Origin of the sequence: Paenibacillus zeirhizosphaerae, from assembly GCF_030705605.1 — a bacterium.
GTDB lineage: Bacteria > Bacillota > Bacilli > Paenibacillales > Paenibacillaceae > Paenibacillus > Paenibacillus zeirhizosphaerae.
In genome coordinates this window covers 14,512-29,217 of record NZ_JAPCKK010000032.1, presented here as the reverse complement: position 1 = coordinate 29,217, position 14,706 = coordinate 14,512, and the positions used below count along the sequence as shown (strand labels likewise).

Annotated in this window: 15 protein-coding genes; 1 reads left to right on the top strand and 14 read right to left on the bottom strand. The window is 49.7% G+C overall.

All coding sequences use genetic code 11. From position 1 onward, the window contains the following. Positions 1–181 precede the first annotated feature (181 nt). The 4 genes from OIN60_RS20880 to pth all read right to left on the bottom strand — a co-directional run bounded on the left by OIN60_RS20880 (position 182) and on the right by pth (position 5,846). Positions 182–1,291, bottom strand: coding sequence for a peptidylprolyl isomerase (locus tag OIN60_RS20880; protein ID WP_305756798.1), 1,110 nt, complete (start codon positions 1,289–1,291; stop codon positions 182–184). Continuing rightward, complete coding sequence (gene mfd, locus OIN60_RS20875) at positions 1,278–4,802, bottom strand: transcription-repair coupling factor (protein ID WP_305756797.1); 3,525 nt, start codon at positions 4,800–4,802, stop codon at positions 1,278–1,280. The genes OIN60_RS20880 and mfd overlap by 14 nt, the downstream gene beginning before the upstream one ends. Positions 4,803–4,958: 156 nt before the next feature. Continuing rightward, positions 4,959–5,189 (bottom strand): anti-sigma-F factor Fin, encoded by a 231-nt coding sequence (gene fin / locus OIN60_RS20870; RefSeq protein WP_305756796.1) that lies wholly within the window; start codon positions 5,187–5,189, stop codon positions 4,959–4,961. Positions 5,190–5,285: 96 nt separating this feature from the next. Further along, positions 5,286–5,846, bottom strand: a complete 561-nt coding sequence (pth, locus tag OIN60_RS20865) for an aminoacyl-tRNA hydrolase (protein WP_305756831.1) — start codon at positions 5,844–5,846, stop codon at positions 5,286–5,288. 107 nt (positions 5,847–5,953) lie between these two features. Between pth and OIN60_RS20860 the strand changes: the two genes are divergently transcribed. Next, the gene (locus tag OIN60_RS20860) at positions 5,954–6,157 is read left to right on the top strand and encodes a hypothetical protein (RefSeq protein ID WP_305756795.1); all 204 of its coding nucleotides are present in this window, start codon (positions 5,954–5,956) and stop codon (positions 6,155–6,157) included. A 75-nt stretch (positions 6,158–6,232) separates the two neighbouring features. On the opposite strand, the gene OIN60_RS20855 is transcribed toward OIN60_RS20860, so the two are convergent. From OIN60_RS20855 to rnmV, 10 genes are all read right to left on the bottom strand, one after another. Continuing rightward, a complete protein-coding gene (locus tag OIN60_RS20855) occupies positions 6,233–7,186 on the bottom strand; it encodes a ribose-phosphate diphosphokinase (protein WP_305756794.1) in 954 nt (317 codons plus the stop codon). Between the two features lie 108 nt (positions 7,187–7,294). Then, positions 7,295–8,695 (bottom strand): bifunctional UDP-N-acetylglucosamine diphosphorylase/glucosamine-1-phosphate N-acetyltransferase GlmU, encoded by a 1,401-nt coding sequence (glmU, locus tag OIN60_RS20850; protein ID WP_305756793.1) that lies wholly within the window; start codon positions 8,693–8,695, stop codon positions 7,295–7,297. A gap of 312 nt (positions 8,696–9,007) precedes the next feature. After that, positions 9,008–9,292 carry a septation regulator SpoVG gene (gene spoVG / locus OIN60_RS20845; protein ID WP_305756792.1) on the bottom strand — a complete coding sequence of 95 codons (285 nt, stop codon included), beginning with the start codon at positions 9,290–9,292 and terminating at the stop codon, positions 9,008–9,010. Between the two features lie 167 nt (positions 9,293–9,459). Continuing rightward, positions 9,460–10,284, bottom strand: a complete 825-nt coding sequence (gene purR / locus OIN60_RS20840) for a pur operon repressor (RefSeq protein ID WP_305756791.1) — start codon at positions 10,282–10,284, stop codon at positions 9,460–9,462. Positions 10,285–10,399: 115 nt separating this feature from the next. Then, positions 10,400–11,254, bottom strand: coding sequence for a 4-(cytidine 5'-diphospho)-2-C-methyl-D-erythritol kinase (gene ispE, locus OIN60_RS20835; RefSeq protein ID WP_305756790.1), 855 nt, complete (start codon positions 11,252–11,254; stop codon positions 10,400–10,402). A 142-nt stretch (positions 11,255–11,396) separates the two neighbouring features. Beyond that, positions 11,397–11,582, bottom strand: coding sequence for a small, acid-soluble spore protein, alpha/beta type (locus OIN60_RS20830; protein ID WP_305756789.1), 186 nt, complete (start codon positions 11,580–11,582; stop codon positions 11,397–11,399). A 163-nt stretch (positions 11,583–11,745) separates the two neighbouring features. Beyond that, on the bottom strand, positions 11,746–12,015 hold the full coding sequence (veg, locus tag OIN60_RS20825; protein ID WP_305756788.1) for a biofilm formation stimulator Veg: 270 nt from the start codon (positions 12,013–12,015) through the stop codon (positions 11,746–11,748). 179 nt (positions 12,016–12,194) lie between these two features. Continuing rightward, complete coding sequence (yabG, locus tag OIN60_RS20820) at positions 12,195–13,085, bottom strand: sporulation peptidase YabG (protein WP_305756830.1); 891 nt, start codon at positions 13,083–13,085, stop codon at positions 12,195–12,197. 85 nt (positions 13,086–13,170) lie between these two features. Further along, positions 13,171–14,055 carry a 16S rRNA (adenine(1518)-N(6)/adenine(1519)-N(6))-dimethyltransferase RsmA gene (gene rsmA / locus OIN60_RS20815; RefSeq protein ID WP_305756787.1) on the bottom strand — a complete coding sequence of 295 codons (885 nt, stop codon included), beginning with the start codon at positions 14,053–14,055 and terminating at the stop codon, positions 13,171–13,173. 5 nt (positions 14,056–14,060) lie between these two features. Further along, on the bottom strand, positions 14,061–14,606 hold the full coding sequence (rnmV, locus tag OIN60_RS20810) for a ribonuclease M5 (protein WP_305756786.1): 546 nt from the start codon (positions 14,604–14,606) through the stop codon (positions 14,061–14,063). Positions 14,607–14,706 lie beyond the last annotated feature (100 nt).

Sequence of the window (14,706 nt, the reverse complement as noted above, 5' to 3'; positions counted from 1 at the left end):
ATTGCTCAAGACCAAGTTGTGATTTCTGTCCATAGTATTCATCGTCTGCCAGTTCCTTATTCATAAAACGGGGAGATTTTGGGACAAGTTAATTCCTTAATATTACAAAAGATCCATTTCAGGGAACGATCCAAAAAAAGGCGCCGCTATCGGCGCCCTTCCCTGGTGCGGTGATCACAGATTATTTTCCGTCCGTTGTGCCGGTGCTGCCGCCTTCCGAACCGCTTTTAGCAGGGTCCGTCGATCCGGTTGATGCATCCTTACCGGAATCCGTGCCATTTTCGGCCGCCGGTGCTGCCGGTGCAGTCGGTGCCGCCGGAAGCTCGATTTTAGTAATCAGGGCATCCAGATCTTTCGTCATGAAATTCGAAACCTTCTCGGAGACGACTGAACTTACCAGGGAATCCTTTTGCTCCGCTGTCAGCTTCGCATAATCCGCCATCGTACGGGATTCCACTTTAATAATATGATATCCGTATTCGGTTTCGATCGGATCACCGACTTCATTCAGCGGCTGTGTCTTGGCTGCCTCTTTAAAAGCTTCCACCCATTGGCCGACAGGGGTATTTTCATACAGACCGCCATTCTCGGCAGAACCCGGATCCTCGGAATATTTCTTGGCAATCTCAGCAAAGTCCGCCCCGTCCTTCAGCTTGGCCTGCACCTCTTTCGCCAGCTTCAGCGTTGCTTCCTTAGTCCGTTCTTTATTGGTTTTCGGATCTGTAAAGTTGATCAGGACGTGACGGACCGAAGCCGTCGTAAACTGATCCTCGTTTTTCGCGAATTCAGATTTCAACTGCTCGTCCGTTATTTTTGCCTTTTCACTTTCCGTAACCGTCATGATATTGGTCAGGTAATCCTTAACGTTGGCTTCCGTCAGCTTTTGTGCATCCAGCATCGTTTTGAACTGGTCGGCCCCGACTGAGCCTTTGAACTGGTCAAATTGTTCCTGCCCGCTCTTCGCGCCTGCCGTCTTGGCATTCTCATCCGCCTTGGAAGCCAGGTATTCATATGCGATTTCCTGCTTCACAATGGTTTGTCTGACATCATTCGTATCCAACATTTGCGCATAGTCAGGATACAGGAGCTTCATCATGCTGATCTCCCGATTGAATTCATTTTCTGTAATTTCTCCGCCGTTATAAGTGGCCACCACCTTGCTGGTGTCCTTTGGCGTCTTGTCCGCAGATTGTTCGCCGTCCTTGCCGCACGCTGCGAGCAGAGATACGGTCAGCACAACCACCAAGCTCAGCAGCAGTGTTTTCCAAGACCCGGCTTTATTTGGCAACATCCTGAAGTTCCTCCTTCGATTTAAAAGCATCCTTCAATGCATCCAGGAATTGCTCAAGCAATTCCACCAACTGAGCATCTTGAAGACCCCGACCCTGGATACGGGCTGTTATTGGTGTCCCTTGTTCAAATTGTACACGTCTTTCGAAACGATTGCCAATCTGGGCGAGCTTGGAAATTTGCACTGCCTGCTGCCGCCCTTCATAAAAGCGGATGATGACTTCATCCTTGCGCTGGGTGATCGACTCGATTCCGTACATTTTACCATATACTTTCATCCGGGCCACAGCCATCAGATTACGCACCGCCTCCGGAAGATCGCCGAATCGGTCGATCAGCTCCTCCTCCAGCTCCGCTGCTTCTTCAAAAGAGCCGGTAGATGCCACCTTTTTATAAATTTCAATTTTTTGAATGCTGTCATAGATGTAATCTGCTGGAAGATAAGCGTCAAAATTAATATCAATGGTTGTTTTCCAATGCTGAGCTGGTACCGCCCCTTCACCAAACATCGTAATCTTCCGCTTGTTGATCTCCTCGGCCAGCATTTGCGAATACAGGTCAAATCCGACAGAAGCGATAAATCCGTGCTGTTCGGCACCGAGCAGGTTACCCGCCCCGCGAATGGACAAATCGCGCATTGCAATCTTGAAGCCGGAGCCCAGCTCCGTAAATTCCTTAATGGATTGCAGACGCTTCTCCGCCACCTCGGTCAATACCTTATCCCGCTGATACGTGAAATAGGCATAAGCGATACGGTTGGAACGCCCCACCCTTCCACGTAGCTGATACAACTGGGACAGTCCCATTTTATCAGCGTCATGAACGATTAGCGTGTTGACATTGGGAATATCCACACCAGTTTCTATAATACTGGTGCTGACAAGCACATCGTATTCGCCATCCAGAAAATCAAGAATCGTCTTCTCTAGCTCCGATTCCGTCATCTGTCCGTGTCCGATACCCACCTTCGCATCAGGGACAAGCCCGTTGATTTCAGCCGCCATTTCCTGAATTCCCTGCACCTTGTTGTATAAATAGTATACCTGTCCTCCACGCGCCATTTCCCGCTCAATCGCCTCTCTGACAAGAGCTTGGCTGTGCTCCACGACATAGGTCTGCACAGGAAAACGGTTTTCCGGCGGCGTCTCGATCACGGACAGGTCGCGTACACCCAGCATGGACATATGCAACGTGCGCGGAATCGGGGTTGCCGTCAGGGTGAGCACATCCACATTCGTTTTCAGCCTTTTTAGCTTTTCCTTATGAGTAACACCAAAGCGCTGCTCTTCATCTACAATCAGCAGACCGAGATCCTTGAAAATCAGGTCCTGTGACAGCAATCGATGGGTACCGATGACGATATCGACCGTCCCCTGCTTGAGACCCTTTGCGGTTTCATTCTGTTCCTTGCGTGAGCGGAAACGGCTTAATACCTGGATGTTGAACGGATACCCCGCAAATCGCTCACGGAACGTCTCATAATGCTGCTGCGCCAAAATGGTGGTCGGAACAAGTACAGCCACCTGCTTGCCCTCGATAGCGGCCTTAAACGCCGCGCGAATGGCAACCTCTGTCTTTCCGTACCCGACGTCTCCGCAGAGCAGACGGTCCATGGGACGGGCCATTTCCATGTCCTTCTTAATTTCTTCAATCGCACGGACCTGGTCTCTCGTTTCTTCATAAGGAAACATCCCTTCAAACTCCAACTGCTCAGGGGTGTCCTTTTCAAATTTAAATCCAGGTGTGGATTGGCGCTCAGCATAGAGCTTGATCAAATCATCGGCAATATCCTGAACCGAGCTGCGGACCTTGTTCTTCACCCGCGTCCATTCATTGCCACCCAGCTTGTAAATTTTCGGCTCCTTCTCTTCCGAGCCTACATATTTCTGGATCAAATCAATTTGTTCGATCGGTACAGACAGCTTGTCGCCACCCGCATACAAAATATGCATATAATCTTTATGGATTCCCGCCACTTCAAGCGTGCCGATCCCCATGTACTTGCCGATACCATGATTCTGGTGAACGACATAATCCCCGACTTTGAGCTCCGTATAGCTCTTGATCCGCTCCGCATTGTCCACATGCCGTCCCTGTTTGCGGGTTCTGCGCTGCTTCTGCGAGAACATCTCCCCTTCGGTAATGACGGCAAGATGAATAGACGGCAGCTCGAAGCCGCCCTGCAGGCCGCCGATCATCATCGTCGGCTCAGGAATATCGTAGTCCTGCAAAACTCTCCGCATGCGATCAAGCCGTTCTTCCCCGCTGGCCAGCATAATAACCCTGGTTCCAGCCTTGGCCCATCTCTCCATCTCCGATTTCAACACATTCATCTGTCCGTGAAAATCCTGCATTCCCCTGCTGATGAAATTCAGGATATTTTGCGGCTGAGTATGGGGCACCTGACGCAGGAAAAGGGACATAAATAACGTCTGAAAAGGACGCTGATACAGGATCTGCTCCGAATCGGCCGAAAGCATAAGCTGAGGCAGTGTTTTCCCGTTCTGCAGGAGATGCAGATTCCACTCCGATTCATCCCGTTCAAGCTGCTTGGCCGTCTCCTGCATCCGCGCAGGCTCGTCGATGACGAGAATCGTATCCTCGGCCATGTAGTTCATTAACGTTCTGCCTTCAGGATATAAAAGTCCGATATATTTATAGATCTCATCAAAATAAACATGCTCGCGCAGCATTTCGATCTCACGCTGAATTTCTTCCTTCAGCCGCAGCTTGGCCTGCCGATCGGTAGTCTTCGCGATCTGTTCCTCCAGCAGTTGGACCGCCGCGTCGGCCGCCTTATCCATACGGCTGCTGTCTGCAATCAGCTCCTTGCAAGGAGTCACTGTAATCTCCGTAACCTTCTCAACCGAACGCTGATCCGCTGGATCAAAGGTGCGGATGGAGTCAATTTCGTCGTCAAACAGCTCTACACGGTAAGCAAGATCTGTCGTCATTGGGTAGAAATCGATAATACCGCCTCGTACGCTCATTTCCCCCCTGGACTCGACCCGCTCCACCCGCTGATAGCCCATTTCGATCATACGGAACAAAAAGGGCTCTGTCTCTATCGTTTTCCCTGTCTCCAGACGAATCTGGCCGTCAACAAATACTTGGGGGTCCGGCAAATAACGTCGCACACCCGAAAAAGGTGCAACCACGATGCCGCGAAAGCCCTGTGCGCATTTGATCAGCACCTCTATGCGCTGGGACAGCGTTTCAGGACTGGACACCGCCGCCTCTGCGGCGACCAGCTCATTCGCAGGATAGAGCAGCACCCGATCCGAAGAAAGCGCTTCCTGCAAGTCATCCGCTATTTTCTGGGCAGCAAACATATTATGCGTTAACACCAGGAGCGGCCGCTGCATCTGCTCTACCATTGCGGCCATCAATATCTGACGTGCCGAACCGGACAAACCTGAGATGAGCTGCTCCTTCATACCCGATGCGATTCCCGCTGTGATCGAACCGAAATCCGCATCCTTGGAAAATTCTTGAATAAGTGCTTGTAACAAAAAAAGGCACCCCTTTTGCATTCTTGATTTCGTATGACAGATGTCAGCCGCCATTAAATCCAGCTCAAGCTATTCTATGTGCAAACTGCAAAAGAAGCCTCAGCAACGCTGCCAAGGCTCCACAAGGCCAACCATATCGCTATTTACCGCCTTCGCTTACTGAAGCGGATTTGCCAGCAGGCTGAGCTCCGGATGAGACTCCAGCGCCTCCGTGCAATAATCACAAGTGATCCGGACCGTAATCTCTCCACCTGAATTATAGGCTATTATATCCCGCCGCTCGGCAGGGGTCAAGAAATGAAAACCGAGCTTTTCCTCGCTAATCTGATCTGAATCGATCCGGCCAATGAAGGTCCGACAGTGCCTGCACACATAATTTACTGCCATCTATATGCCTCCCGAAAGTGTTCTATTCCTCTCAGTATGCCCCTATCAGACGCATTTAGCCCTTTACCGAGAAGATTCTGTCCGGGAGGAAGTCTATCACTTATTAAACTTGGCCATCGTTCTTTCAAATGTATGTCCCAGACTGTACTCCAAAGCATCACATGTTTCGCTAATCATGCTCTCCAGGGCTTCCTTCTCGATTTTCGGGAAAGCTCCCAGCACATAGTCCACGATGGCGTATCCGGGCTCAGGCCTGGATATCCCCATGCGAATCCGGTTGAATTGCTGGGTTCCTGTATGTTGAATAATCGATTTGATCCCATTGTGACCGCCGGCGCTGCCCTGATAGCGAAGACGAATTTTCCCGACTTCCGTATCCAAATCATCATATACTACAATCAGATCATTTAAATCCGCTTTGTAATAATCCATGTACGCGCGAACCGATTCACCCGATAAATTCATAAAGGTCATCGGCTTAATCAGCACTGTTTTCACACCACCAATGACACCTTCACCGATCAAAGCCTTGCATTTGCTCTGATTGATGGTAATCCCGTGCCGTGCAGCCAATTGATCGAGAGCCATAAATCCGACATTATGTCTCGTCTTCTCATACTGGGGACCAGGGTTGCCTAGACCGACAATCCATTTCATCACGGTTTCACCTCTCTGTGCAGTTTTGATTTTTTTGTTAAAATAATGATTAAAATGACACTCTAACTATGGCCGCTGTTCTGAAACAAGGAAGGTGAAACCGATCTATGCATGATCAGGGAGATATACTAATCTACGACAGCCACTTTTTATACCATTTAAAAGAGACCGTTCCTGTGCAGGTGTACGATCCGGCCGGTGCGCACGTCGGTATTGGGCTTGTTGCCCGTTTTAATGAGCATTTTGTCGAAATCGATACTACCTTGTACAATCGACTCCGCTTCACCTTCGTATCACGTCCGGGATATTGAAGGCCGGACATGCCGACAGGGGTTACTTTTTCCTTCAAGGAAAAGGTAACCCCTCTTTACGTGTTGGCCGGTTGGTTATTCTATTTCAAACAATTTGCTGATAGACAGTTCTTCATGGACGCGAATGATTGCTTCACCCATCAAAGGCGCTACGGACAGCACCTTCAGCTTGCTGGTCGGGTTAGGGTGTACGATAGGAATCGTATCGGTAACAACGACCTCTTTCAACGGCGCTTTCTCCAAGCGTTCCATGGCTGGCCCTGACAATACAGGATGCGTACAGCATGCGTATACTTCCTTCACGCCGCCTTCCTTCAATGCATTGGCACCCAGCACGATGGTCCCTGCCGTATCAATAATATCGTCAATAAGGATCGCTGTTTTGCCTTCAATGTGACCGATGATGTTCATCACTTCACTGACGTTTGGCTCTGGACGACGCTTATCGATAATCGCCAGCGGCGCATTTAGGAAATCCGCCAGCTTCCGCGCGCGTACCACACCACCGTGGTCAGGAGATACAACAACTGGGTTTTCGATCTGCTTGGAACGGAAATACTGAGCCAGAATCGGAACCCCCAGCAGATGATCCACGGGAATATCAAAAAAGCCCTGAATCTGCATCGCATGCAGATCCATTGTAATGACCCGGTGCGCGCCTGCTTTCTCGATCAGGTTCGCTACCAGCTTAGCTGTGATCGGGTCACGGCTGCGGGCTTTACGGTCCTGCCGCGCATACCCATAATACGGGATGACTACGTTGATGCTTTTGGCGGATGCACGCTTCAGCGCATCCACCATAACCAGAAGCTCCATCAGGTTGTCGTTAACCGGAAGGCAGGTGGACTGAATAATGTATACGTGACAGCCCCGCACACTCTCTGACAGCTTAACCTGAATTTCACCGTCGCTGAACGACGTAGTATGGGATTCCCCCATCGGGATTCCGATATAGTCCGCAATCTGGTGGGCTAATTTCGGATTAGAGTTACAGGTGAAAATCTTGAGTTTGGAATCACAATAAGTCATTAATAGAAACCCTCCGTGCTGGTTCGTCCATGGGAACCTAATTACCGCTTCGTGGACGGCATATCCGGGAAATCCGGGGGAATAAAATGGATAAGATTCATGTTAAGCTTACTTACCGTTCAGCCTATCCTTCTTCGCCTTGGCTCGTGCCCTGATCTTGTCGGCATACCCCGTCTTGTTCTCCTGACGGGGTCTTGCAATCGCCAGGTCGTTGTCAGGAACATCGTTTGTGATGGTTGAGCCTGCAACGACGTACGCTCCCTGACCAATTTTGACAGGCGCAATGAGATTCACATTACTGCCTACAAACGCATTGTCCTCTATTTCGGTAATGGATTTATTATAACCATCATAATTGACCGTTATTGCTCCACATCCTATATTCACGTTTTTACCCACTCTGGCATCACCGATATAGCTTAAATGGGAAACTTTGGAGTGATCGTCAATCGTGGCGTTTTTCACTTCTACAAAATCACCGATCTTCACATCATTTCCAAGCTTAGCTCCCGGACGCAAATACGCAAAGGGACCCACAGAGGTGTTTTCACCGACTTCAGCCTCCAGCAGAACAGAGTATTTGATCTCGGCTCCGCTGTGTACAATCGTGTCCGTAAGCTCCGCATTAGGTCCAATTTTGCAGTCCCCATCGATTTCCGTATGTCCCGCCAGTACCGTTCCGGGATAGAGCACGGTATCCGAACCGATGATTACATCACTACCAATATAGGTCGATGACGGATCGATCACGGTTACCCCGTTCAGCATATGACGGCGCACGATGCGTTCCTTCATTAACCGCTCCGCTTCAGAGAGAGCAATCCGGTCGTTCACACCAATGGATTCTGCAGGGTCATTCGTCATATGAGCTTCGACGTTATCTCCATCGCCGCGCATAATGCCGATGACATCGGTCAGATAGTATTCCTGCTGTGCATTTTGGTTGGTGATTCGATCCAAGGCGCTGAACAGCTTCGCATTGTCGAAACAGTAGGTTCCTGTGTTAATCTCCTGAACGAGGTCCTCTTCAGGAGAGCAGTCCTTCTGCTCTACAATTTTAGTAACCGAACCGGCCGCATCACGGATAACCCGACCATAGCCTTGAGGAGCATCCAGGTGTGCGGTTAAAATCGTTGCCGCGGCACCGCGCTCCTCATGCAGACGGATAAGGCTTTCCAGTGTCTCCGCCGTTACAAGCGGCGTATCTCCGCAAATCACGATCGTCGTTCCGTTTTCCTGCGCCAACAGGTCTTTCGCCATCTTCACTGCATGGCCGGTCCCCAACTGCTCTGTTTGCAAAACATACTCGGCCGCATTACCCAAATAAGTCTGAACGGCCTCCGCCCCATGGCCTACAACGGCAATACTGCGGGATACACCCACTTGACGAATTGTATCGCTGACATGGCCTACCATTGGTTTGCCGCATACCGGATGCAGCACTTTGTAGAGTTTGGATTTCATACGCTTTCCCTGCCCTGCGGCAAGAATCACAGCCAACCTTTTCAAAAGACTTACCCTCCTATTCTGAAAACAACCGGCATCTCTTGTTCAGCGCACGCCTCGTTTTCAGACCAGCTTTGTGCTGGACTTCCTGCTAAATAAGAAATCGCATTGATGTGCCGGACTGCTGTCGTTTCCGCCGGTGTCGTTGTTCGATGCCAGCGGCACTATGTCGTCACTGCCTTGCAGCATAATTGAAATTTACATTAGAGTTTACAACTCCATTAAGAATATATCTTATTCTAGACAAAAAGAAAAGAGAGCCACAGTTAGTGGCTCTCTTTTCTTTAAAACCCCAATCGCGTCCCAAGATCTCTCTTAAGCGCCTTCTTCAATCACTTCTTCTTCAACGGCAGCCCGTTCGTACTCAGCGAGTACGGCATCCTGGATTTTCTCACGTGTTCCTGAAGAAATCGGATGAGCAATGTCGCGGAACTCTCCATCCGGAGTACGCTTGCTCGGCATTGCTACGAACATTCCATTATTACCATCGATCACTCGTATGTCGTGTACGACAAATTCGTTATCAATGGTAATGGAGGCTATCGCCTTCATTCTCCCTTCGGAGTTTACTCGGCGGAGTCGGACATCCGTAATCTGCATGTGTGTATTCACCACCTTTTTCCATTGAGGACTTGGTGTATAATTCCACACAACAAATCAAAATCCTTCTTTTTTTGTACAATTTGTATCCTGAATTAAGGTAAATTTTTCAATACCCATTATTTTTGCTTTATTCATGCGGTTTTTTCAAATAAAACAACTTATTGTCAGCCGAAGTAGTTCCCAAGTTTGACTTTAATCTGTTTGCTTTTGGAGTCGACTGCAGTTAAATTCGCAAGGGATACATAATCATGCAAAAGCCTTTCATTTGTGTCAATCTCTCCAGACTCCACAAGCACCCCTACTCCTGCCACAGTCGCATTAAATTCGATGAGTAAATCGACCATCCCCTGGATAGTTCCTCCCGCTTTCATGAAGTCATCCACGATCAGAACTCTTGATTTCTCCGGAAGCGCCCTTCTGGAGAGCGACATGGTATGAAGGCTCTTCTGTGATCCAGATACATAATTAATGCTTACCGCAGAGCCCTCTGTCACCTGATGATCGCGGCGTACCAGAACGACAGGAAGATTCAACTGTGCCCCTGTTGCGTAAGCCAGCGGGATTCCTTTGGTTTCCACTGTCATGACCACATCAATGGCACGATCCGCAAAAACAGTGGCAAAAATTTTGCCTGCTTCATTCATCGTAGCAGGCTGTCCGAGCAAGTCGGACATGTACAAATACCCGCCCGGCAAAATCCGGTCAGGCTGCTCCAGTTGCTTGCAGAGTGATTGGGCAAATGCCAGCGCATGCTCCTTGGACAGTCTGGGAATCAGCTTTACCCCGCCGGCCGCTCCGGCCAGCGTCTGCAGCTCTCCGGTTCCGTCTTCCTCAAATACTTCCTTGATAATGGACAAGTCCTCGCTGATGGAAGATTTGGCAGCCCCATAACGGTCAGCGAAATAAGTAAGGGGCACAAGTGTATGCGGCCTTGCCAGTAAAAATTGGGTCATCTCGACAAGGCGTGCGCTTCGTTTTAATTTTTTCACGGCAAATTCCTCGCTATCTGTTACGTCCAAAAACCGAATATTTACAAAAAAATATACCATTTTTGTACGTATATACACAAGGTTGATCCAGATAAAACCTTATGGTCCGCTTTAGTTATGTTAAAAGTCGTATGGCATACACTTCTTTGCAAAAACCGCGTAGCCCGTTGTAGATGCGCGGAATTTTGGCCTCCTTCGAGACCAATCCAAAAACGGTAGGGCCGCTTCCCGACATCAGCACACCATCCGCTCCGAGACGGATCATGGCCTCCTTTAACCGCTGCACTTCCGGATGCAGCTTCAAGGTCACGTCCTCAAGCACATTGCCGAGCTCTCTGCAGACACCCGCAAATGAGTTCTCACGTATCGCCTCCTCCATTCTTTTAGCGGAGGGATGCTGCTGTATCCTGTCAGCTCGTACTCTTCCGTAGACACCCGCAGTGGATACGTTTATAGGGGGCTTGGCCAGGATAACCCAGCATTGTGGCGGATTAGGCAGCGGGGTTAGCACTTCACCCCGTCCGGTCGCCAGCGCCGTGCCTCCTGTCACACAGAAAGGTACATCCGATCCCAGCTCGGCACCAAGATCACGCAGCTCTTCGTCGGAAATGCCGAGCTTCCATAAACGGTTCAACCCGCGCAGCGTGGCAGCCGCATCGCTGCTGCCCCCTGCAAGTCCCGCAGCAACGGGGATTTTCTTATCAAGATGAATATAGACACCTTTATTTACGTTATATCGGTCTTTAATCAATTGGGCAGCCTGAAAGGCCAGGTTCTTCTCATCCAACGGTATATAACCTACCTGGCTTGATATGATAATGGTATCACGTGGCAGCTCGGACATTTCCAGCCTGTCCGCAAGATCGACCATGGTCATGATCATTTCCACCTCATGATACCCGTCTGGGCGTTTACGCAGCACATCAAGCATTAAATTAATTTTAGCCGGAGCCTTCTCGTATATTCTCAAGGAGTTCACCCATCCTTACTCTGTCGCTCAAGACAATTTAACATATTATATCAGACCAAGCGTGTCAAGCATAGAAACGGGTAAAAAGCGGGGGAATCCGGCAATTTGCCAAATCCCCCCGCTTCAGGAGCCTGCTGTTCTGTTACTGCTGCGGATTGCGTGAAGCTGCCTGTTCTGCCAATTGGATTGCTCTTTTCACCATGTTGCCGGCATCCTTGGCTTTAATACCGCCCCAGCCTTCCTCGCGCACGGTGTCGTAGAATCCCAAATCCTTGGCGAGCTCATATTTCAGCTCCTCCGACATGACTCCTCTTCTTCTTCGGCTCATTCGTTAACGCCTCCTTGAGAATGGAAACAGGGTGAGTATTTCCGGTCATAGTATGTGCTCTGCTGCTATATCCTATCCTGAGCATGCGGACAGTAAAAAGCGGCGATGCCTGTTGTAGACACGCCGCTTGCTTGTGAAATTAAAGCATATATGGAACGCTACATTACTGATACTCGACAGCCATCGGGCCATCGGCATCATAAATGGTAACTTCCACGGATTCCGTAAGGATGTCGGCATAACTGTAAGAAACTCGCTTACAGCTTTGCTGCTCTTGGTCAAGCTTCACAATAAAAACAGAAGGGTACGTTTCCTCCAATACACCAGTTCGTTCAACGGTCTTGCGGCGACCGCCGTTAGCCTTCAGCAAAATTTTTTGCCCTACGTGTGCATCGAGACTGCGTTTGATATCCAACAGCGTATTTTTAGCCATTGTAACGACCACCTCTTTCCTTGTCCATTATAGCGGATTTGGTGATCATTGTCAAATTAAAGACAAATATTATATCAGCAGTCAAATTGCGTTGTCAATTTAATTTTTCACGGAAATTAATGCACAAAAAAGCCCCTGCAAGCAGGGGCTGCCATACGCCATTTCAGTATGTGCGCTTGTTATATTGCGGATGGAGTTACTTTTAATGTCGAAAGGTTTTCCAGCCGCGGCAGACCCATACGATAGCTCCCCCGCGTCTCAATCCCCCCGACTCCCTGGCTTCCACTGATCGTATTATTAAATATATCCCCCATACTGACCGTGTCCTTGATGGACGTAAAGGAGGCCTTGGCAGCAACATACACCGGATCCAGCGCATGGATCAAGATACGGCCCGGAGAACTGGCAAAATTAGCACCTGCACGGAGCAAGGCCTCAAAATGGGACTGGCATGCCCCTGCCACGATCGTAAGCGAGTCCAGATTCCTCTCGTATTGTCTGGCCACTTGAATGGCAGAGACGAAGTTTTGCGAGTTTTTATAGCTGGACAGACTGTACAGATCATAAGGCTGGCGATTTTTGAGCACACCGTCATGCCCGGTGATGACGAGAATATCCGGGCGCACGCGCGGCAGCAGCTTCCGTAGAGAGTCCGCCATCGCGGACTCATGAATATAATACCCCTCAGCCGGAACCCTGAGCTGTTCATAGAGCCTCAGGCTTTTATGCAGATAATTGACATCTCCGTCCAAATGGAGCACCTTGCCAGGCACTTCAAAATAGGATGCATTCGAAGCATTGCTTTGGTCCAGCAGCGCATGCCCCCGTTCCGCCTGCTGCAGCCGATCCTGCTTCAGGGAAGAAAGCGATTGATAAGCTTTAATTTGCGCCTGCTTGGTTATACCGTTCATCGGATCAGCCGGCACTTTGACCAGATCGCTCATAGGGGAATCTGCGAGCAGCCGGAACTCTATCCCTTTAATAATGGCATTATTGCGCCAGACATCCTCTACGCGAAATGTCACGTCCCTGCCGTACGATTTACGAACGACCAAGTCTCCAATGATCATCAATGTGTATCACCCCTACTTCATCGTATGGGCAATACCCCGGTTTGGTTCCGTCCGTCTGGAATCAAGTACAGCAGGATTGATTTTATATATAACCAGCTTCGAGCAACAGGGTGCTCAGACGAGCGAACTCCTCGATACTGAGCGTCTCTCCCCTTCTTGATGGTTCAATGCCTGCGGACTGCAAAAGCGGCTCTAACGCATCCTTATTCTCTTTAGTAAAAAAGCGGCTTTTCAGATTATTGGCGATCGTTTTGCGACGCTGTGCAAAGGATGCCTGCACGACTTCAAAGAAATGCTTTTCGTCCGGTACATGGACCGGCGGCTCCGTTCTTACACGCAGCCGGATGACGGCCGATGCCACATTAGGCTGCGGAATGAAGACCGTGTGCGGCACGATGCATACCAGCTCTGGTTCACTGTAATACTGCACCGCTATGCTTAAGCTGCCATAATCCTTGGAGCCCGGTGATGCAGCCATTCGCTCAGCCACCTCTTTTTGAATCATAACAACGATATTCTCCAAAGGCAGCTTGTCCTCCAGCAGCTTCATCAAGATAGGGGTTGTCACGTAATAAGGCAAATTGGCTACTACGCTGACCTTTTCCACATCCGCGAAATCCTCTGCAAACACTTCCTTCAGATCCAGCTTCAGCACATCTCCATGACGCACCCGTACCCGCTCGTACGGCGCCAGTACTTCCCCCAGAATGGGAAGGAGCCGCTGATCGATCTCGACAGCCGTCACACATTTAGCCGTGCGGGCAAGCCGCTCCGTCAGTGCTCCGATACCCGGACCGATCTCAAGCGCCCCCTTGGTCTCGTCCAATCCGGCGGCAGATACGATTTTTTGCAGTATATTTTGATCAATCAGAAAATTCTGACCCAGGCTCTTCTTGAACGAAAAACCGTGCCTTTGAATAATCTCCTTGGTACGGCGAGGCGTCGCAATATCTTCAAGACCCTTCATGCCCATCACAATCCTTCGCTTTCAATTTGCTGTAATGCTTCCGCGAATTCCTCACGGCTGATCTGGAACATCGTCAGACGCTTATGAAGCTGCTTGCCGTTGCAGTAGCCAATACCCAGTATGTTACCAACGGCCATCCTGCGGGAAGCCGCCCTGGGATGCGTAATCAATCCCGCGTTAATAAGGTCTTCCCAGTCGAGCAGAGGAACAGCTCCCTCTACCGTAGTATGAACCCTGGCAAGTGCGTGACGAATTGCCTCAGGAGAAGCATTCTCCACACCGATATCCCCTTTATGGGTCGCTTCCGCCTCCGGAATAAAGGCTTGCTTGCAGCCTGGTACCTTAGAGGCAATGATTTTGCGTATCCGTTCCCCGGCATGGTCCGGGTCGGTCAGTATAATAACACCACGCCGTTTCTGCGCCAATGCAATCTTACGAATCGTCATGGCATTGATGGCCGATCCGCCGGTCTCAATCGTATCGGCGTCAACCGCCCTTTTGATAGCTACCGTATCATCACGGCCCTCCACTACGATGACTTCCTTAATCATGAATGGTTCTTCCTTCCTAAACAAAAAATAAGAAGAGGATCATCATCCTCTTCTTAGCATGCATCATTATGTTCTTAATACTATCCTAATCAGCGACTGA

Coding starts and splice junctions, on each gene's coding strand:
- rsmA (WP_305756787.1), bottom strand. CDS start 14,055: ATGAAGGGTCTTGAAGATATTGCGACGCCTCGCCGTACCAAGGAGATT.
- OIN60_RS20880 (WP_305756798.1), bottom strand. CDS start 1,291: ATGTTGCCAAATAAAGCCGGGTCTTGGAAAACACTGCTGCTGAGCTTG.
- fin (WP_305756796.1), bottom strand. CDS start 5,189: ATGGCAGTAAATTATGTGTGCAGGCACTGTCGGACCTTCATTGGCCGG.
- OIN60_RS20855 (WP_305756794.1), bottom strand. CDS start 7,186: ATGACTTATTGTGATTCCAAACTCAAGATTTTCACCTGTAACTCTAAT.
- veg (WP_305756788.1), bottom strand. CDS start 12,015: ATGGCTAAAAATACGCTGTTGGATATCAAACGCAGTCTCGATGCACAC.
- OIN60_RS20860 (WP_305756795.1), top strand. CDS start 5,954: ATGCATGATCAGGGAGATATACTAATCTACGACAGCCACTTTTTATAC.
- pth (WP_305756831.1), bottom strand. CDS start 5,846: ATGAAATGGATTGTCGGTCTAGGCAACCCTGGTCCCCAGTATGAGAAG.
- rnmV (WP_305756786.1), bottom strand. CDS start 14,606: ATGATTAAGGAAGTCATCGTAGTGGAGGGCCGTGATGATACGGTAGCT.
- spoVG (WP_305756792.1), bottom strand. CDS start 9,292: ATGCAGATTACGGATGTCCGACTCCGCCGAGTAAACTCCGAAGGGAGA.
- OIN60_RS20830 (WP_305756789.1), bottom strand. CDS start 11,582: ATGAGCCGAAGAAGAAGAGGAGTCATGTCGGAGGAGCTGAAATATGAG.
- yabG (WP_305756830.1), bottom strand. CDS start 13,085: ATGATCATTGGAGACTTGGTCGTTCGTAAATCGTACGGCAGGGACGTG.